Raw genomic sequence first — 18,657 nt, forward strand, 5'->3', positions numbered from 1 at the left:
GACATGAGTGAATTCGATCCCGCACCCGGCACCTCGGTCAGCGGCGCAGGCATGAGCGCCGGCGCGAGCATGTCGACCACCCCAGCCCCCCTCGAGCCGTCTGGCGGCGTCGACCTCGGCGCCCTCAGCCGCAAGCTGATCCGCGGGCTGACGTGGTTCGTCGCGCTCTTCGTCGTGTTCCTGGTCTCGGTCTGGGTCAGCCTCCCGACCGACGCGATCTGCTGGCGGATCTCCCACGAGGCCCGCAAGGCCGGCTTCAACATCAGCATCGAGGACATCTCGCTGCGCCCCTGGGGCTCGGCCACGGCCAAGGGCGTGGTCTGGAGCTTCGAGCCCGCGCGCCCCGAGACCAACATGGTGCCCTTCGTGATCGAGGAGCTCGACGTCAGCTTCTCGATCTTCAAGTACCTGGTCTTCGATGACATCGACGCCGAATTCGAGGGCACCCTCGACCAGGGCATGATCGCCGGGGCCTACCTCCAGGCCGACGACGACGGGCACATCGCCTTCAAGATCGAGGATCTCCCGCTCTACTCGGTGCCCAAGCTCCAGGGGGTGGTCAACGCCCCGGTCCGCGGGACCTTCGCCCTCGACGTCGACATCCGCGCGCCCGAAGGTGAGTGGGCCAAGGCCGAGGGCAAGCTCGAGGTCCACTGCGTCGCCTGCACCATCGGCGACGGCAAGACCAAGCTCTACGTCCCCAGCAAGACCAACAAGCGCAGCATGCTCGCCAAGGGCGTGGTCATCCCCGAGATCAACCTCGGCAACCTCGACGGCGTGCTCGAGGTAAAAAATGGCGAGGCCAAGGCCGAGAACTTCGGCAGCGAGAGCGACGACATGAAGATCGAGCTCCTCGGCGACATCGCCTTCAAGGACCCGATCGGCACCTCTCGCCTCGACCTGGTCTTCAAGGTGTTCATCAGCCCCGAGCTGCGCAAGAAGAGCGACAGCATCGATCTGGTGGTCGCCACCGCCAGCGACAAGGTCAAGATGGACGGCCCCGACGAGGGCTGGATGGGCTACGTGCTCGAGGGCAACTTCGACAACCGCCGCTTCCGCGGGATCAACGAGCTGACCAAGGCTCAAAAGCAGCGCAAGAAGCGAGAGGACGCCCAGCGCCGCGCTCGCGAGCGCGAGCAGCGACGCGCCGAGCTCCGCTCCCAGCGCGAGCAGCAGCAGGCCGCGCGCGAGAAGGCCGAGGAGGCCGTCGCCGAGCGCGAAGGCGACGACGAGGGCATCCCCAGCCCCGAAGAGGGCGCGGCAGAGGTCGACCGCGGCGGCGAGGCGGGCGGTGAGGCCAGCGGACGCGTCGAGGTCGAGTTGGCTGAGGCCGCCGCCGGTGACGACGAGGGTGAGGAGCCCGAGCAGGAGGAGGAGCCCGAGCAAGAAGAGGCCGCCGAAGAAGCCGGCGAAGAGCCCGAGAACGAAGAAGAAGAGGGCGCGGGCGACGAGGTCGAAGAGGGCGGTATCCAGTGAGCCGACGCGGGGGCAGGAGGGCTGCGTAGCCCTCCGCTCCGTGTCTCCTCGGCCTCCCCTTCACTCGACCCGAAAGAGCGCGTCTGCCTGGGGCGCCTCTCGGGCGGCTGCGGCCCATGCACGCAGCCGAGTGAGCGACGACTCGCCGCGTATCCGCGCCTCGCTGGCCGCGTCCACCTCGACGCCGCGCACCTCCAGCAGCGCGAGGATCATCTCTGTGAGCACCGCCCGTTGGCCGTGCTCGCTGCCTTCTATACGGCCCTTCTCCAGACCGCGCTCGAGGCCCTGCTCGAGCCCCTGTTCGAGCCCCAGGTGAAAGGTCCCGCTGTTCATCTCGATCTCCCACAGCGGGTCGTGCTCCTCTTTTGGGATCAGTTCCATCAATTTGCTCCTATCCGCGCGGGGTACCGCCGCGAGAATCGTCATAGTATACGCCCGGCGCTTCGCCTCGGGCAGCTCCCGGGTGGCCAGCAACCCGGCCTCCGCCGCCTTCAAGTCTCCTCTGGATCCATGCAGGGCCCCCGCCAGCACAGCTGCCTGCGGATGCTTCCTCGCCTGCTCGGGATCATGGATCCCCGCCACCGTATGAACGTCCAGCACGATCGCCTCCACCCGCGGCGGCGGACCGTGGGCCCAGGCTCGTAGATCTGCGGACATCTCATCCGAGAAGGACACCACGATCACCCAGCAGGGCAGCTCGTGGTCCCGAGCCAGGACCGCCTGAAAGAAGGGTAGGCGCCAGCGCAGCCGCCAATCTCGGGCCTTTTGTGCCTCGATCGAGAGCACCGCGCCGTCCGGCCGCGATGGTGAAGCCCGCCCATCGGGGCCCAGGCAGACCATCACCAGGTCTGGAAAGCCCTGACGGACCACCATTTTGTCGCCTTCCAGGGGGACCTCGACCTCGGCCCGCCGGTCGATGGGCTGACCGTCCACGGGACGCGGGATCCCCTGGAGATCGAAGGCGAGCCACGGCTCGTCACGGAAGAGTTGGAGGATGCCTTGATGGAGAATGCCAGTCACATCCTCCTCTTCGGCCCGCGGATGCCTTCGATGCAGTATTTTTTCGACTACGGACCGATCGCCTGTCTCCCCGACAGTTCTCATTCGAAGAGGACCTCAACCCGAGGGATCTTCCGCGCCGCCGCGGCCCATGCCCGCAGCCGAGTGAGCGATGACTCGCCACGTATCCGCGCCTCGCTGGCCGCGTCCACCTCGACGCCGCGCACCTCCAGCAGCGCGAGGATCATCTCTGTGAGCACCGCCTGCTGGCCCTGCTCGCGGCCCTTCTCCAGACCGCGCTCGAGGCCCTTCTCGAGGCCCTGTTCGAGCCCCAGGTGAAAGGTCCCGCTGTTCATCTCGATCTCCCACAGCGGGTCGTGCTCCTCTTTTGGGATCAGTTCCATCAATTTGCTCCTCTCTGCGCGGGGTACCGCCGCGAGAATGGTCATAGTATACGCCCGGCGCTTCGCCTCGGGCAGCTCCCGGGTGGCCAGCAACCCGGCCTCCGCCGCTTTCAAGTCTCCTCTGGATCCATGCAGGGCCGCCGCCAGCACAGCTGCCTGCGGATGCTTCCTCGCCTGCTCGGGATCATGGATCCCCGCCACCGTATGAACGTCCAGCACGATCGCCTCCACCCGCGGCGGCGGACCGTGGGCCCAGGCTCGTAGATCTGCGGACATCTCGTCCGAGAAGGACACCACGATCACCCAGCAAGGCAGCTCGTGGTCCCGAGCCAGGACCGCTTGAAAGAAGGGCAGGCGCCAGCGCAACCGCCAATCTCGGGCCTTTTGTGCCTCGATCGAGAGCACCGCGCCGTCCGGCCGCGATGGTGAAGCCCGCCCATCGGGGCCCAGGCAGACCATCACCAGGTCTGGAAAGCCCTGACGGACCACCATTTTATCGCCTTCCAGGGGGACCTCGACCTCGGCCCGCCGGTCGATGGGCTGACCGTCCACGGGACGCGGGATCCCCTGGAGATCGAAGGCGAGCCACGGCTCGTCACGGAAGAGTTGGAGGATGCCTTGATGGAGAATGCCAGTCACATCCTCCTCTTCGGCCCGCGAACATCTTCGATGCAGACTATTTCGCCGCACGCTCGAATTGGCCGAGATCCGGGACACCGGTGACCGGCGCAGCGTGCTCACAACCAGGGCCGACGACCCCGCGAGGCTGCCGTCGTCACGCCACACCGGGCACTGCAAACCGAGCGTCCCCGGGCCTGCGCCCGGGGCACGGCCTCACGAGCGGCCGTCCCCTCGCAGCGCCTCGATCGCCCAATACACCGCCTCCGGCGTACTCGGGCAGTCCAAGGCGACGCTCGACGCAGGCGCGCCCTCGGGAGCAAAGGCCGCCACCGCCTCCCGCAGGGCCTCGCGGGCGCTGATCGCCAGCATGAAGGGCGGCTCGCCCACGGCCTTGCTGCCCTTGACCACCTTGGGCTCGTCGGCCATCGCCAGCAGCTCGACGTTGAAGACCTCGGGGCACTCGCCCAGGCTCGGGAGCTTGTAGGTCGAGGCCCCCCGCGTGGCCAGGGCACCCTGCTCGTTCCAGACCAGCTCTTCGCAGGTCAGCCAGCCAAGGCCCTGGATGTAGCCGCCCTCGATCTGCCCACGATCGATCAGCGGAGAGATCGAGCGCCCGACGTCATGGAGCACATCGACGCGGACGATCTCGTACTGCCCAGTGAAGCCGTCGACGGCGACCTCGGTCACCGCCGCGCCGTAGCAGTAGTAGTGAAAGGGCTTCCCGCGTCCGAGCTGCTCGTCGTAGTGGATCTCCGGCGTGCGGTAGTAGCCCGCGGCGAAGAGCTGGACGCGCTCGAGGTAGGCCCGGGCCACGACCTCGGCGAAGCCCTGGCTGCGCTCGCCCGTCGGCTCGCCCCAAAAAGGAAACACGCGACCTTGGGCGAAGCGCAGGTCCGCCGGCGGGAGATCCAGCATGCGCCCGGCGACCGCGGCGAGGCGCTCGCGCAGCTGCGTGCAGGCGATCTCGACCGCCGCGCCGTTGAGGTCCGAGCCGCTCGAGGCCGCCGTCGCCGAGGTGTTGGGGACCTTGTCGGTGCGCGTGGGCATCAGCCGCACGGACGAAAGCGGCACGCCCAGGCCGTCAGCGGCGATCTGCATCATCTTGGTGTGCAGCCCCTGACCCATCTCCGTGCCGCCGTGGTTCACCTGCACGGAGCCGTCGGCGTAGATCAGCACCAGCGCGCCGGCCTGGTTGAGGAAGCTGGTCGTGAACGAGATCCCGAACTTGACCGGGGTGATCGCCAGCCCGCGCTTTTCGTGGGTGCAGGTCGCGTTGGCGCGATCGACCTCGGCCCGCCGCGCCTCGACCTGCGCGCTGGTCATCAGCGCATCCCAGATCCGCGCGATGCGATCCGCGTCGCGGACCTCCTGGCCGTAGTGGGTGCAGTCGCCGGGGCGATAGAAGTTGAGCGCGCGGACCTCGTGGGCGGGGCGGCCCACGGCCCGGGCCACGCGGTCGACGATCTCCTCGATCACGACCATGCCCTGCGGCCCGCCAAACCCACGAAAGGCCGTCTGCGAGGTCTTGTTCGTGCGCAGGACCCGACCGACCACGCGCAGGTTGGGCAGGCGATAGCAGTTGTCGATGTGAAAGAGCGCCCGATACATGATCGGCTTGGACAGATCCATGGACCAGCCGCCGTCGCTGTAGAGCGCCACGTCCAGGGCGAGCAGCCGGCCCTCGTCGTCGAAGCCCACGCGGTAGCGCCCCCAAAAGGGGTGACGCTTGCCGGTGATCTGCATGTCGCGCTGACGATCCAGGCGCACGCGCACGGGTCGACCAGTCACCTTGGCCCCGAGCGCGGCCACGGCCGCGATCGGGTTGGCCTGGACCTCCTTGCCCCCAAAGGCGCCGCCCATGCGCAGCGACTGGCAGGTGACGGCGTGAGCCGGCAAGCCGAGGACCCGGGCGACGATGTGCTGGGTCTCGCTGGGGTGCTGCGTGGAGCTGTGCACGAACACTCCGCCAGCCTCGTCCCAGGTCGCGAGCGCCGCCTGAGTCTCGAGATAAAAATGCTCCTGACCGCCGATCTCGAGCTCGCCCTCGAGGCGACGCGGCGCGTTCGCCAAAGCCGCCTCGGGCTCACCGCTGACGATGATCATCGCCTCGCTCAGCGTGCTCTTTGCCGCGAGCGCCTCGGCCATGGTCAGGATCGCCGGCAGCACCTCGTAGTCGACGACCACCGCCGCGGCGCCCTCGCGGGCAGCCTCGAGGGTCTCGCCCAGGACCCAGACCACGGGCTGACCGTGGTGGCTGACCTCATCGGGGAAGAGCGGCTCGTCGAGGCGCACGGCTCCGACCTGATTTTGTCCCCCAGGAGGCACGCTGGCCGCGCTCAGCACCGCGACCACGCCGACCACCGCCTGCGCCGCCTCGGTGTCGACGCTGACCACCCGCGCGTGGGCGTGGACCGACTGCACCGGCCACGCGTGCAGGGCCTCGGGCGTGCGCGGCAGAAGATCGTCGGTGTAGCGAGCCTCGCCAGTGACGTGGCCGTGGGCGGACTCGTGGGCCAGGGCTCGACCGACCTGGGTGCTGCGCTCGCTCATGAGCGCACCTCCGCGCTCGCGCCCTCGCTCGTCGCAGGTGGCTGCGGACCGACGCGCCGACCCAGCTGGGTCTCGTGGAAAAATTTCTCGAGCAGGCGCACGACCATGGCCTGGCGATACTCGGCGCTGCCGCGGTGGTCCTTCATGGGCGTGAACGCCCCCGCCAACGCCTGGCTCGCCGCCGCCACGCTCTCGCGCGTCCACGGCCGACCGCGCAGCGCGTCCTCGGCCGCGTGCGCCCGGACTGGCGTGGCCGCCACGCCCCCGTAGGCCAGCCGCGCCCGGGTGATCGTCCCATCCTCACCGAGATCGATGGCGAAGCCCGCCGCGACCGTGGAGATGTCGTCGAGCACCCGCTTGCTGACCTTATAAAAGTGCGCGTGAGTCGGCGCGCGCCTGGGCACGCGCACCGCGTCGATCAGCTCGCCGGGCTGGAGCAGCGTGCGGCGGTAGCCGATGAAGAACTCCGCCAGCGGGACCACGCGGCGGCCCGAGGCCGAGCGCAAGATCAGCTCGGCGTCGAGGGCCAGCAGCGCCGGCGGCGAGTCGCCGATCGGCGAGGCGTTGGCCAAATTCCCGCCCAAGGTGGCGCGGTTGCGGATCAGCCGCGACGAGAACAGCGGCAGCAGCTCGCCGAGCAGGGGCAGCAGGCCGGCGTGGGCGTGCAGACGCTCCTCGAGCTCGCTGAGCGCGAGCCCGGCCCCGATCTCCACCCACTGCTCGCCGACCTCGAAGCGCCGCAGCTCGTCCACCGCCTCGAGGCTGACGAGCAGGGGCCAGCGCGCGAGGTCCTGGTTGACGCCCACGACCACGTCGGTGCCGCCGGCGACGATCTTGGCCTCCGGCTCCGCGGCCAGGAGCGCCAGCAGCTCGTCCAGCGTCCCGGGGCGGATCAGCCGATGCGACCGCTCCGCGCCGCCGTGCCTGGCCGTGCCGATGCGCAGCAGCTCCTGGCGGCCCTGCTTGGCCAGCGCCGGCGCCGGCGCCTCGAGCCGCGCCAAGAAGCGATCATCGAGCTCGCGCGGCCGCTCGAGGCCGCGCATCGCCGCGCGGATCGGCCGGTAGCCGGTGCAGCGGCACAGGTTCCCCGCCACGCTCTCGGGATCCCAGTCGGGGCGCTCGCGGCGGTAGTACTCGGCGAACATGCTGACCACGAAGCCCGGCGTGCAATAGCCGCACTGCGAGCCGCCCGCGTCGACCATCGCCTGCTGCACCGGGTGGAGGGCGTCGGGCCGCGGGCGCAGGCCCTCGACCGTGAGCAGCTCGGCCCCGAGCACCGAGCCGACCAGGGTCAGGCAGCTGTTGATCGCCACATAGCGCGAGCTCTCGCCCTCGCTGCGCCACTCCGGGCGGACCAGGATCACCGCACAGGCCCCGCACTCGCCCTCGGCGCAGCCCTCTTTGCTGCCGACGAGCCCGCGCGACCGCAAGAAGTCGAGCACCGTGGTGTGGGGGTCGACCTCGGCCGCCGAGAGCGGCCGGCCGTTGACGATTAGGGTGCGTGGCTGCACCGCGCGATGTTATCACCTGCACCGCGATGATTCGACGGATCCAGGGGCTCTCTCTCGCGCGCACCTTCTCGACCTCGGCCCTCGCTGGCGCCCTGGGTCTCGCCCTCGTCGGCTGCTCCGGCGGCACCGGCTACGAAGACGGCGGGCTCGAGACCGGCACCGGCGAGAGCGAGGGCCAAGACGAGCTCGACACCCTCGACGAGTCGAGCACCGGCGTCGACGCAGGCGACAGCGCCGAGACCACCGGCGGCGAGAGCGAGACCGAGACCGAAGACACCAGCGAGGTCTGGGACCAGGAGCTCGTCGACGTCGCCCACGCCCGGGAATTCCGCGGCGTGTGGGTGACCACCGTCTACAACATCAACTGGCCGAGCAGCGCGGGGCTCGGCCAGGTCGCCGCCCAGGCCGAGCTCATCGAGATCGTCGAGGCCGCCGCCGCGATCAACCTCAACGCGATCGTGTTCCAGATCCGCCCCGAGTCCGACGCCGTCTACGCGTCCTCGCTCGAGCCGTGGAGCCGCTACCTGACCGGCAGTCAAGGCAGCGACCCCGGCTGGGATCCCCTCACCTTCCTGATCGAGCAGGCCCACGTCCGCAACCTCGAGGTCCACGGCTGGCTCAACCCCTACCGCGCCGCCGCCGGGGCCAGCTCGGCGCTGAGCGAGCCGCATATCGCGTTGCAGCTGCCCGAGCACGCCCACGTCTACGGCAGCGCGCTGTGGATGGACCCCGGCTCCGTCGACGTCCGCGAGCACGTCGTCGACGTCGTCGCCGACGTCGTCGAGCGCTACGAGATCGACGGCATCCACCTCGACGACTACTTCTACCCCTACCCCACCGACGAGGACTTCCCGGACGAGCTGACCTGGTCCGCCTACGTCCAAGACGGCGGCCAGCTCGCGCGCGACGACTGGCGGCGCGAGAACGTCAACGCCCTGGTCGAGGAGCTCCACGACACCATCGCCCTCACCGACCCCGACGTCCGCTTCGGCATCGCGCCCTTCGGCATCTACCGCTCGGGCATCCCCGAGGGCATCGTCGGCCTCGACCAGTACGCCTCGCTCTACGCGGACCCGCTGCTGTGGATGGAGGAGGGCTGGCTCGACTACGCCGCGCCCCAGCTCTACTGGCCGACCTACAGCCAGCAGCAAAATTACGAGCTCCTGCTCGACTGGTGGTCGACCCTCAACCCCGATCGCTACGTGTTCGTGGGCAACTACCTCAGCAACATCGGCGAGTGGGGCCTCGACGAGATCCTCGCCCAGCTCGCGCTCTCGCGCGCCTACGCCGACCAAAATTCCCTGGGCAACATCCTCTTTCAGGTCCAGCCGCTGCTCGCCGACACCATGGGCGTCAACGCGGCCCTGGCCGAGCAATTTTATGGCCAGCCGGCCCTGACCCCGCCCCTCGCCGAGCGCCTCGACGCCGAGGTCGACCCGCCCCTGGTCACGGTCCAGGGCGCCGGCGCCCTCGTCGAGGACCTCTCGGCCCAGCGCCTGCGCGCGTGGGTGGTCTACGCCGACCAGGGCGGCGAATGGGTCCTGGACCGCATCGTCCCCGTGCCCAGCGGAGAGGACTCCGCGCTCATCGACCTCGACGCCGGGCGCTGGGCGATCAGCGCTGCCGGCTGGCACAACGTCGAGAGCCCGGGCGTCGTCATCGAGCTGTGAGCGCGACCAGCCAGGCGACGATCCGCTCGCTCACCGCCGGGTCCACGCCGCGGGTCAGATCCGCGTAGTGCCCCGGCGTCGACTCTCCAGGCTCGAGCTTGAACAGGTGGTCGAGCTCGGGGAAGAGCGCCGCCTGACTGCCCGCGGCCGCGCGCGTCTCGACCAGGGCGCGGACCGCCTCGAAGTCTCGCTCGGGGCTGACCTGAAAGTCCTTGCCGCCCTGGAGCGCGAGGATCGGCGCGCGGACCTTGGCCAGGCGCGCGAGCGGATCCTCGCCAAAGGCCTCGATCATCCACGCGCGGGCCCCCTCGCTGCTCGCCGGGAGCTCGCCGCCCGCGAGCGCGGCCGCGTGGACCCGGCGGGCGCGGTCGACCACGGCGCGGACCTTGCCCTCGCGCTCGCCCGCCATCGACGCCCGGATCTCGTCGTAGATCAGCTCGCGGAGGTTTCGCCCCGGGGCCGCGAGCAAGACCAGGGCGCTGACCTTGCCGCCCTTGCGCCGCTCCCCCGCCAAGATCGCGGCGTGCAGCGCCCCCTCGCCGTGGCCGACGACCACCAGCTGCCTGGCGTCGACCTCGGGCCGCGCCGCCAAGCTCGCCAGCGCCCGGCGCCCGTCGTCGACGAGCGCGTCGAAGCCCGGGTTTGGATCCTCGCCGACCTCGCTGCGACCCACGCCGCGATCGTCGAGGCGCAGGACCGCGAAGCCGGCCCGCGCGAGGGCGTCTTGGAGCTCGTGGCTGCCGAGGTCCACGGGGCTGTGGGGGACGATGCCGTAGCGATCCTGCGGCCCCGCCCCGGACAGGAAGAGCACCCCCGGCAGGCGCTCGCGCTCGCCGGCCGCGACCGCCACGCTCGCCCCCGCCGGCAGCACCAGCTCACCCGCCAGCGCCGGCTGCTCCCCCGCCGCCGGCACCTCCACGGGGACCAGCTCGAGATCCGCAGGCGGCACGTAGCGCGGCATCGGGGTCGCCGGCAGGAAGTCCGCGAGCGCGTCCGACTCGGAGGGCAGCGGGCGATAGCGCAGGCGCTCGCCGGCCATCACCGCCGCGATCCGCAGCCCCGCCAGGCCCTCGCCGAGGCCCTCGAGGGCCAGCACGCTCTCGCCCACGCCGACCTGGCCGTGCTCCCCGTCATCGTCCACCCGCAAGCTCGCGCGCAGCTCGGTGAACGCGTCCGCCTCCGGCACCCAGCTGCGCTGGATGATCTCCTCGCTGCCCACCCCCACGCCCAGGCGCAGCATCACCTCGCGGATGAAGAGCGCGTGGCTCGGCGTGGGCCACAGCGCCCCCGGGTTCGCGTCTGGACCCTCCAGCGGGACCTCCAGACGATCCCCGAGCCTGCGCAGGACCAGGCGCTGCGCCTCCCAGGTGTAGCGCGTGACCAGCAGCGGCGTGCGGAACTCGGCGTGGCGCGGCTGGCCGTCGTCGTCGACCCAGGTGTGCAGCTCCCAGCTCGACGCCGCCGCGCCCACGTCCTGAAGCTGGGCGACAAGGTGCCACAGGCGGCCGTCCTCGGGGTGCTCGACCGGGCCCAGGCAGCGCCCGCGCGAGACCGCGACGATCGAGCCGGCGTCATCGAGCACGCCCCAGCTGCGCAGCGGCTCGGCGCATAGCGCCGGCAGGGTCACCGGGGGCGTGGCGGGCAGCGGCGGGGGTGCGGCGGCGACCGGCTCGGCGGGGGGCTGGGGCTTGCAGGCCAGGCTGGCCGTGGCGGCGAAGAGGAGCGCCAGAGAGAGCAAGCGCGGGGCGAGGCGACGCACGGGCGCAGTTTGGCAGGCCCACAGCGGCTCGCCAAGCGCTCGCCCCGAGGTGGTGGGCTGGACTGCAAACTATGTCAGCGAGGTCGCAGAGACTCGCTGTTCACACCGGCTAGTGTACGGATCAGAATCACGGAAGGCGATATCCACAGTACTTGAGCCAGCCGAGTGCGTCCGAGGCTCGGATCCGACGCAGGGACCTACGCATCGCCTTCTTGAGCTCGCTGACGGTCGTGGGCATCGCTCGGCGTATCCAAGCTTTGACCTTCGCCCAAGCGGCCTCGATCGGGTTGAAGTCGGGACTGTACCGGGGCAAGCGGACGACCTTCGCACCCCTCTCGAGCACCGCAGCCACGACCTCTGCATTCTTGTGCATGTTGATGTTATCCCAGCAAACGATGTCGCCCGGCTCGAGCGTGGGGGCCAGGCGCTGTCGGACGAAGCGCAGAAAGTCAGCGGTCTTGACCCCGCCATCGGTCGTCATCAAGGCGCTGATGCCGTCGACGCGTAAGGCCGCGATCATCGAGACGTGGCGACCGCGGGAATAGGGCTCGTGCGGTCCGTAGAGCGGCTCGCCGCGTGGGGACCAGCCCCGGCGCGGACCAATCCCTGGATGCGTGCCCGATTCGTCCACGAAGACGAGACGTCCGATGTCGAGTCGCCGCTGTCGCAACCGAAACTGGGCGCGCTCCTCGGCGACGTCAGGTCGGTCCCGCTGGGGAGCGTAGGGAGTTTTTTTTGAAGCTGAGGCCAAGTTGGTGAAGCGCCCGGAGGATCGTCGAGCGATGGACCCGGTTCTTGGGAAATCGTCGATTGAAGCGCGCCGAGAGGTGGTAGGAGCCGAGGTAGGGGTCCTTCTCCATCTCGCCACGAATCCACAGGAGGTGGCGCTCCTTCAACTTGGGCGTCCGGCCAGGTGGACTCTTCGGCACCAAGCTCTCGCCTTGGCGCAGCTTCCGCGAGATGCGTTCGACGGTGGTGACCGAGACGGAGAAGCGCTCGGCGATGAGGGGCTGACTTTCTTCGCCAGCTTCGATGGCTTCGGCGATCCGGGTGCGGAGGTCGACGGAGATTGGCGTCGTCACCCGGCCAGTAGATCACCATGGGGACTCGATGTCGATCACCCTTCCGGTCCTCTGGATCGTACACTAGTGTACGGATCAGAATCACGGAAGGCGATATCCACAGTACTTGAGCCAGCCGAGTGCGTCCGAGGCTCGGATCCGACGCAGGGACCTACGCATCGCCTTCTTGAGCTCGCTGACGCTCGTGGGCATCGCTCGGCGTATCCAAGCTTTGACCTTCGCCCAAGCGGCCTCGATCGGGTTGAAGTCGGGACTGTACCGGGGCAAGCGGACGACCTTCGCACCCGTCTCGAGCACCGCAGCCACGACCTCTGCATTCTTGTGCATGTTGATGTTATCCCAGCAAACGATGTCGCCCGGCTCGAGCGTGGGAGCCAGGTGCTGTCGGACGAAGCGCAGAAAGTCAGCGGTCTTGACCCCGCCATCGGTCGTCATCAAGGCGCTGATGCCGTCGACTCGCAAGGCCGCGATCATCGAGACGTGGCGACCGCGGGAATAGGGCTCGTGCGGTCCGTAGAGCGGCTCGCCGCGTGGGGACCAGCCCCGGCGCGGACCAATCCCTGGATGCGTGCCCGATTCGTCCACGAAGACGAGACGTCCGATGTCGAGTCGCCGCTGTCGCAACCGAAACTGGGCGCGCTCCTCGGCGACGTCAGGTCGGTCCTGCTGGGGAGCGTAGGGAGTTTTTTTTGAAGCTGAGGCCAAGTTGGTGAAGCGCCCGGAGGATCGTCGAGCGATGGACCCGGTTCTTGGGAAATCGTCGATTGAAGCGCTCCGAGAGGTGGTAGGAGCCGAGGTAGGGGTCCTTCTCCATCTCGCCACGAATCCACAGGAGGTGGCGCTCCTTCAACTTGGGCGTCCGGCCAGGTGGACTCTTCGGCACCAAGCTCTCGCCTTGGCGCAGCTTCCGCGAGATGCGTTCGACGGTGGTGACCGAGACGGAGAAGCGCTCGGCGATGAGGGGCTGACTTTCTTCGCCAGCTTCGATGGCTTCGGCGATCCGGGCGCGGAGGTCGACGGAGATTGGCGTCGTCACCCGGCCAGTAGATCACCATGGGGACTCGATGTCGATCCCCCTTCCGATCCTCTGGATCGTACACTAAAGACCGCGCGGCAGATCGCGTCTTTGTTCTCTGGCGTGCTCGAAGATCCCCAACAAGGCGAGCTTGTTCTACCGCGAGGGGTCAAGCGCTACCGTGAGCTGCCTCGGGAAGAACGCGTGTCTACCCTGAGGCTCTCATGGTGGTTCACGGGTCAGCACCTCGCCACGCTCGAAGGCATGCAGCGGTTCGTCGCGTTGCTCCTAGAGTACCTTCCCGAAGCCTTGCCGCGGCGCTATGGGCTATGGGAGCCACCGCAGCATAAGACTGAGGAGACTGGTGTGGAGGCGCTCGTGCAGTTCATGCTCGAGAATTTGGGGAAGTCGGCGGTCTACTACCCAACTCGTCCAGTGGTTGGATTTCACCTCGCATACTCCGGCATGGCGCCAGACCTGCGAGGACGCTTCCGCTGCAACATGCTTTCGATCGATGTCGAACTCGCCGCGCTACATCAACCAGGGATGGAGAATGCCCTTCGTCGTCTTTGGCGAAAGCTCTCTTCGTTCCTGAGCCCATTCTATGGAGAGGCTCGGCACCTTCACGGACATGTCTGGGGGGCATGCCTCGGCAGTGACTCTTCCACGGATCAGCACCCGGTGCGTTCCTGGTTTTGGCGGGGAATTCCTCGACAGCTCGGCGTTGCGCTTGTGCTGGGGCCTCGCTACCTGGAGCACTGGCGGCCCAAGAATGCGCTCCTCGAAAACGGACTTTCGTACAATGAGGTCGAGTGCTGGTCTGACACTCAATCCCTCGGGATCGAGGTTCCAGAGAAGATAGCACTCGAGTCTTCGGATGAGCGCGGTGAGACGCTCCCGTTGATATGGCCGTTCGGGTGAGAGCCCATGCACCTGGCCGCTTGTCCATGCCAGCGGACGCTCAGTCGTCCAGCACGAAGTCCCAGCGGCCGACGAGGACCTTGCCCTGCATCGGGTCGTTGTCGATCGCTCGCACCGTGACGTCCCCGCGCATGCTGCCCTCGGTGAACGAAATCTGTTCGAGCAGCCCGTCTTCTCCGATGTGCTTCATCGTCGCCAGCTGCGGATCCACGTACCACTCCAGCTCTTTCGTGCGATAGGGAAGCTGGAGGTCGTAGGGCGTGCTCGGGTGGATCTTGTAGGTCTTCTTGGTCTCGGTGCTGGCCTTGAAGGTGTCCACGGGATCCCCCTTGCTGCCGTAGCCCTCGGCGGGCTGCGGGCGACCGGCCCCGAGCACGACGGAGCGCGGCACATCGACGGCCATCCCTGCGCGCAGGCCGTGACCCGCGTTGGTCCCGAAGTGCTCGGCATAGCGGATCTCACCGGTGACGCGCGCACGGATCACTGTCTTCTCGGCCACGATCACGCTCGCCGAGATCAACTCGCGTGCGGCCTCATAAGGGCCGACCGGTCGACTCTCGACGCCAAAGACGATCACATCTCCGGTCTCGAGCTGATCGAGCGTCTCTTCGGATGTCTGCCATCGTCGACACCGGCCGGATGGCGTCGGCAGATCCCTTCGTGGTGGATCCGCTGAGCAGCAGCGGCTGGAACCGCTACGCCTAACCGCTGGCGCGCACGGATCCCTCGGGCTTCATGCCCACGGCCGCGTCCACCGATCCCGACAGCAGCAGCGACAGCGACCCCAAGACTTCGGCTTCGAGATGACCGTGCCCGTGGTCGGCACGCGCGCCGCCGAGGGCGTCGCCGGCAGCGGCCAAGCCCAACAAGGCGACATCGGCGGAGGCGGCAGCGCGAGCGCGCGGGCGGATCAGCAAGCCGGGGACATCGGCCCGAGCGCAGCGCAGATCCAGCAGCTCCACGACAGCGCCCGAGCCCGCGGCGCGGGGATCGTGCGCCAACTCAACGCCCCGCCGCTCCAAGGCTTCCCCGACGCCATGCTCCAGCCGGAGAACCCCTCACGAGAGGCAGGCGCGCGGGTGATCGCCACGATACAGGACCACCGACGCACCTGAGAAGTAGCGAACACCAAGCCCCCCGGACCCTGGTAGCGACGCAGGAGGCCCAACACCCCCTACTCTCAGCAACTCAGTCCGCGAACCACCGAAAGCTCCCCGTCCCCCAATCTGGCAGCGGGAAATACTCATTCGCACCAAGGTCGCGAAGCTCCCATCCAGTCCCCCAGCTCGAGCCCAAAAACGCAGCGCTTTGCGGCGCAGCCACACAGCGTGCGCTCGGGTCCGGGCGGTGGGCCACGCTCACCGGCGGGACATAAATGTTGGCCTCGAACACGTACTGGTCGCCCTGCCCGATGATCCCCTCCTCTGGCGCCTGACCCCAGGCGTCGTCACAGCCATCGGAGCTGTCGGCGGCGGCGCGGATGAAGGTCGTCTCGCCCACATGGCTGACGGCGACCCGGCCGACGTCGTGCAGCGCCAGGCTCCGCGCGGTCCACTGGTCGGGGGCGAACTCGATCCACACCTTCGCCGTGTCCTCGCCCAGCCAGGGCATCAGCAGCCGGCCCGCATCGTCCAGGCCTGGGTTGGCGCAGGCCAGGGGCACCGTGCCCGCGGGCGCGGCGGGGGTGACCTCGACGATGTCGTGCTCCGGGGTGAGCGCGAACAGGCGGTGGGCGTCGTCTTTGATCGCGCGGATCAACGTCCACTCGCTGTCCCAGGCGTTGGGCCGGATGTACTGCGGAAAGCCCCAGTCGAGGCTCAGGCTCCAGCCGGTCTCCACCAGGGCGTGGATCGGGCTCGAGATCAGCTCCGTCTCGTCCGGCTCGTCGACGACCAGCACGTGCTCGCCCTCGACCTCGGCGAAGTAGACGAGCTCGCCGCTCGCCAGGTACTTGGCTCGGCCCGTCCACCAGTCGTCGTCAAAGGGGTGAACTGGAGACTTCCACAGCCCGCTGTCGACCCCGTACCAGCGCCAGTGGTCTACGGCGTCGACCTCCTCTTCGTAGTAGGGCACGTAGAGCGGCAGGTAGCCGTCTTCGCGGATCCGCCGGAGCACGGGCTCGCCCTGGCCGCTGGCCACGACCTCGCCCTGATCGACGACGATGAATTTCGGCTCGGGGTCGTCGCAGTCGTAGGCCGAGATCACCGCGCGTCCGTCGGCCTGCATGCTCACCTCACCGACCCCCACGGCGTGGGGGAGCGCCAGGCCGCCCCAGATCAGCTCGCCGCTGTCGCGCGCGACCAATGACGCGGTCGAGGTCCAGGCACACTCCGGCTCCTCGACGATCATCACCGCGTCGCCGTAGCCACCAACCGTGAAGTCGAGCGCGGCGTCGCTGCGGACCAGGAAGTCGCTGCCGTCGGCGCGCACGAAGCTGACCTCGCCGGCGTCGTTGCCAAAGCCGTTGCGCGCGACGTAGGCCCCGAGCACCCGATCCGGGTCGGCGGCGAAGGTCGTGCACGGCTCCTCGGCTTCGGAGGCCGGCCAGACCATGGCCTCCCCGGGGTCCTCTCCGCCCGACTCGCCGCTCTCCGACTCGCTCTCGCTCTCCGACTCGCTCTCGCTCTCCGACTCGCTTCCGCTCTCCGATTCGCCCTCGCTCTCCGACTCGCCCTCGCTCTCCGACTCGCTCTCGCTCTCCGACTCGCTCTCGCTCTCCGACTCGCTCTCGCTCTCCGACTCGGACCCACTGGTCGTCTCCAGATCGCTGCCGTCCAGCTCGGTGTCGTCGTCGTGCGCGTCAGCGCCGGTCTCCGCCGTGTCATCGCCCGTGCCGGCGCTCTGCGTGTCCTCATCGCCGTCGTCTCCGAGCGGACAGCCCGACACCAAGAGCACCAAGACGCACCCACTCGCTCGCTCGCCAATCTGCATCCTGCGATGTTGAACTCGGACGCGACGCGAGACCAGACGAACCTGGCAGCGCGACCTCGAGTGCGTCGCTGGACGCCGAGGCGTGCCCGAGCGCCGGAATTGTGGCTCGCGCCACCGCCTGACTCGGCCATCGCCGTGAACGCGGATCTTCGCCGCCTTGTCGTCGCGACACGCTGCGCTAAAGTGGCGCAGTGAGTCGCTACGTCCGCGTCGATCTCGGCCTCGCCGTCGCACGCGAAGAGCTCCTCGCCGCCCTCGCGGCCCTCGAGCTCGGCGTCGAGATCGAGCAGGCGGCCTTCGTCGACGACCGCGTGATGCTCGAGGGCAGCCTCGAGTGCGCGGGCGAGCCGGTCGACCTTCGCCTGCCCGCCGGCACCCTGGGCAGCGTCGAAGATCTCGGCTTCGTCCGCGAGGCGGATCGCTGGCGCCTGGTCTGCGGCGAGCTCGACACCCGCACTCTCGAGGCCGAGCTGCTCGCGCCGCTGCGCCAGACCCTCGCGCTCGCCCGGGTCCGCGGCGCGGCGGCGGCTGCCGGGCTCAGCCTCGAAGAGCAGCTGGAGGCCGACGGCAGCCGGCGCCTCCGCCTGCGAGAAGGACGGGACTGAGGCGCGCAAGACACCGCCTCGCAGCCTTTCTCGTGACACGAAGCACAGCCGTCTTCAGCGCATAAACCGCGGCAGCCCAGGTCGCCAATTCCCCATAATTCTGGGCAAAATCGCGCGGGGATCCCCGACCGCCAAATCGGTGTAGCGTCTCCCGAGCCTCCCCCGAGCCCACGCAGACCCCAAGCCCATGCCCCAGACCTGCACCGAGTCCGACATCCGCCGCTGGCGTGCCGCCGCCGTCGACGAGGTCAGCGCCGCTGCCCGCGTCGCTCGCGTCCGCAAGCGCAGCATCAAGGCCGAGTCCAAGGACCAGCTCCTGCGCCTGGCCCTGTCGATGGTCGACCTGACCACGCTCGAGGGCGCCGACAGCCCCGAGCGCGTCCGCGGCCTTTGCCACAAGGCCCTCCGCCCGCATCCGCCCGCGCCCCAGCTGCCCAGCTGCGCGGCCGTCTGCGTCTACCCCTCCATGGTGCCCACGGCCCGGGCCACCCTCGGCGAAGACAGCCCAGTCAAGCTCGCCGCGGTCGCCACGGCCTTCCCCTCGGGCCAGCTGCCCCTGGCGCTCAAGCTCGAGGAGGTCCGCCAGACCGTGGCTGCGGGTGCCGACGAGATCGACATGGTGATCAACCGCGGGGCCTTCTTGTCGGGCGACGATCGTCGGGTCTTCGACGAGATCGTGGCCACCAAGCAGGCCTGCGGCGAGGCGCACCTCAAGGTCATCCTCGAGACCGGCGAGCTGCGCACCCTCGACAACGTCGCCGCGGCCTCGCGCCTGGCGATCGCCGCGGGCGCCGACTTCATCAAGACGTCCACGGGCAAGATCCAGCCCGCCGCCACCTACGAGGTCACCTTGGTCATGCTCGAGGCGATCCGCGAGCACTACCTCGCAACCGGCGTGCGCGTGGGCATGAAGCCCGCGGGCGGCATCCGCACGGGCAAGCAGGCCCTGCACTACCTGGCCATGCTCGCCGAGATCCTCGGCGCCGACTGGATGACGCCGGCGCTGTTCCGCTTCGGCGCGAGCTCCCTGGCCAACGACCTGCTGCGGCAGATCTTCTGGCGCGAGGACGGCTACTACCAGTCCCCGCGCCGCTTCTCCGTCGACTGACCCCC

At 69.0% G+C, this 18,657-nt stretch carries 17 protein-coding genes; 6 read left to right on the forward strand and 11 right to left on the reverse strand.

Annotation, left to right across the window (positions count from 1 at the left end; all coding sequences use genetic code 11):
- Positions 1-3 precede the first annotated feature (3 nt).
- Positions 4-1,476: a type II secretion system protein GspN gene (gene gspN, locus G6O69_RS02680; protein ID WP_172301959.1), complete on the forward strand. Its 1,473-nt coding sequence runs from the start codon at positions 4-6 to the stop codon at positions 1,474-1,476.
- Between the two features lie 60 nt (positions 1,477-1,536).
- Here the strand turns inward: gspN and G6O69_RS02685 are convergent, their stop codons facing one another.
- From G6O69_RS02685 to xdhA, 4 genes are all read right to left on the reverse strand, one after another.
- Complete coding sequence (locus G6O69_RS02685; RefSeq protein ID WP_172301960.1) at positions 1,537-2,496, reverse strand: hypothetical protein; 960 nt, start codon at positions 2,494-2,496, stop codon at positions 1,537-1,539.
- Positions 2,497-2,576: 80 nt separating this feature from the next.
- Positions 2,577-3,518, reverse strand: coding sequence for a hypothetical protein (locus G6O69_RS02690; protein WP_176396590.1), 942 nt, complete (start codon positions 3,516-3,518; stop codon positions 2,577-2,579).
- 195 nt (positions 3,519-3,713) lie between these two features.
- Positions 3,714-6,050: a xanthine dehydrogenase molybdopterin binding subunit gene (gene xdhB, locus G6O69_RS39680; protein WP_172301962.1), complete on the reverse strand. Its 2,337-nt coding sequence runs from the start codon at positions 6,048-6,050 to the stop codon at positions 3,714-3,716.
- Positions 6,047-7,561, reverse strand: coding sequence for a xanthine dehydrogenase small subunit (gene xdhA / locus G6O69_RS39685; protein WP_172301963.1), 1,515 nt, complete (start codon positions 7,559-7,561; stop codon positions 6,047-6,049). Before xdhA ends, xdhB begins: the two co-directional genes overlap by 4 nt.
- Positions 7,562-7,587: 26 nt before the next feature.
- On the opposite strand from xdhA, the gene G6O69_RS02705 reads away from it, so the two are divergent.
- Positions 7,588-9,231 (forward strand): family 10 glycosylhydrolase, encoded by a 1,644-nt coding sequence (locus G6O69_RS02705; RefSeq protein ID WP_172301964.1) that lies wholly within the window; start codon positions 7,588-7,590, stop codon positions 9,229-9,231.
- On the opposite strand, the gene G6O69_RS41865 is transcribed toward G6O69_RS02705, so the two are convergent.
- The 5 genes from G6O69_RS41865 to G6O69_RS02730 all read right to left on the reverse strand — a co-directional run bounded on the left by G6O69_RS41865 (position 9,218) and on the right by G6O69_RS02730 (position 13,108).
- The gene (locus tag G6O69_RS41865) at positions 9,218-10,990 is read right to left on the reverse strand and encodes an alpha/beta fold hydrolase (protein WP_172301965.1); all 1,773 of its coding nucleotides are present in this window, start codon (positions 10,988-10,990) and stop codon (positions 9,218-9,220) included. The two genes, G6O69_RS02705 and G6O69_RS41865, sit on opposite strands and share 14 nt — an antisense overlap.
- 127 nt (positions 10,991-11,117) lie before the next feature.
- Complete coding sequence (locus G6O69_RS02715) at positions 11,118-11,741, reverse strand: IS630 family transposase (RefSeq protein ID WP_172301966.1); 624 nt, start codon at positions 11,739-11,741, stop codon at positions 11,118-11,120.
- Positions 11,689-12,072, reverse strand: a complete 384-nt coding sequence (locus G6O69_RS02720; RefSeq protein ID WP_172301967.1) for a hypothetical protein — start codon at positions 12,070-12,072, stop codon at positions 11,689-11,691. The genes G6O69_RS02715 and G6O69_RS02720 overlap by 53 nt, the downstream gene beginning before the upstream one ends.
- Before the next feature lie 81 nt (positions 12,073-12,153).
- Positions 12,154-12,777, reverse strand: coding sequence for an IS630 family transposase (locus G6O69_RS02725; protein WP_172301968.1), 624 nt, complete (start codon positions 12,775-12,777; stop codon positions 12,154-12,156).
- On the reverse strand, positions 12,725-13,108 hold the full coding sequence (locus G6O69_RS02730; RefSeq protein ID WP_172301969.1) for a helix-turn-helix domain-containing protein: 384 nt from the start codon (positions 13,106-13,108) through the stop codon (positions 12,725-12,727). Before G6O69_RS02730 ends, G6O69_RS02725 begins: the two co-directional genes overlap by 53 nt.
- A 102-nt stretch (positions 13,109-13,210) precedes the next feature.
- Between G6O69_RS02730 and G6O69_RS02735 the strand changes: the two genes are divergently transcribed.
- The gene (locus G6O69_RS02735; protein ID WP_172301970.1) at positions 13,211-14,008 is read left to right on the forward strand and encodes a hypothetical protein; all 798 of its coding nucleotides are present in this window, start codon (positions 13,211-13,213) and stop codon (positions 14,006-14,008) included.
- Positions 14,009-14,048: 40 nt separating this feature from the next.
- Here the strand turns inward: G6O69_RS02735 and G6O69_RS02740 are convergent, their stop codons facing one another.
- Complete coding sequence (locus G6O69_RS02740) at positions 14,049-14,585, reverse strand: hypothetical protein (protein ID WP_176396591.1); 537 nt, start codon at positions 14,583-14,585, stop codon at positions 14,049-14,051.
- A 226-nt stretch (positions 14,586-14,811) separates the two neighbouring features.
- Here G6O69_RS02740 and G6O69_RS02745 point away from each other — a divergent pair, with 226 nt between their 5' ends.
- Positions 14,812-15,123: a hypothetical protein gene (locus G6O69_RS02745; protein ID WP_172301972.1), complete on the forward strand. Its 312-nt coding sequence runs from the start codon at positions 14,812-14,814 to the stop codon at positions 15,121-15,123.
- Positions 15,124-15,196: 73 nt separating this feature from the next.
- On the opposite strand, the gene G6O69_RS02750 is transcribed toward G6O69_RS02745, so the two are convergent.
- On the reverse strand, positions 15,197-16,939 hold the full coding sequence (locus G6O69_RS02750; protein ID WP_176396592.1) for a hypothetical protein: 1,743 nt from the start codon (positions 16,937-16,939) through the stop codon (positions 15,197-15,199).
- 191 nt (positions 16,940-17,130) lie between these two features.
- Between G6O69_RS02750 and G6O69_RS02755 the strand changes: the two genes are divergently transcribed.
- Positions 17,131-17,544, forward strand: coding sequence for a hypothetical protein (locus G6O69_RS02755; RefSeq protein WP_172301973.1), 414 nt, complete (start codon positions 17,131-17,133; stop codon positions 17,542-17,544).
- Positions 17,545-17,731: 187 nt separating this feature from the next.
- Positions 17,732-18,652: a deoxyribose-phosphate aldolase gene (deoC, locus tag G6O69_RS02760; protein WP_172301974.1), complete on the forward strand. Its 921-nt coding sequence runs from the start codon at positions 17,732-17,734 to the stop codon at positions 18,650-18,652.
- Positions 18,653-18,657 lie beyond the last annotated feature (5 nt).

It is taken from the genome of Pseudenhygromyxa sp. WMMC2535 (assembly GCF_011083025.2).

Bases quoted from the DNA above. Each gene is read 5' to 3' on its own strand.
- gspN (WP_172301959.1), top strand. From the start codon at position 4: ATGAGTGAATTCGATCCCGCACCCGGCACCTCGGTCAGCGGCGCAGGC.
- xdhB (WP_172301962.1), bottom strand. From the start codon at position 6,050: ATGAGCGAGCGCAGCACCCAGGTCGGTCGAGCCCTGGCCCACGAGTCC.
- G6O69_RS02705 (WP_172301964.1), top strand. From the start codon at position 7,588: ATGATTCGACGGATCCAGGGGCTCTCTCTCGCGCGCACCTTCTCGACC.
- G6O69_RS02745 (WP_172301972.1), top strand. From the start codon at position 14,812: ATGACCGTGCCCGTGGTCGGCACGCGCGCCGCCGAGGGCGTCGCCGGC.
- G6O69_RS02750 (WP_176396592.1), bottom strand. From the start codon at position 16,939: ATGCAGATTGGCGAGCGAGCGAGTGGGTGCGTCTTGGTGCTCTTGGTG.
- deoC (WP_172301974.1), top strand. From the start codon at position 17,732: ATGCCCCAGACCTGCACCGAGTCCGACATCCGCCGCTGGCGTGCCGCC.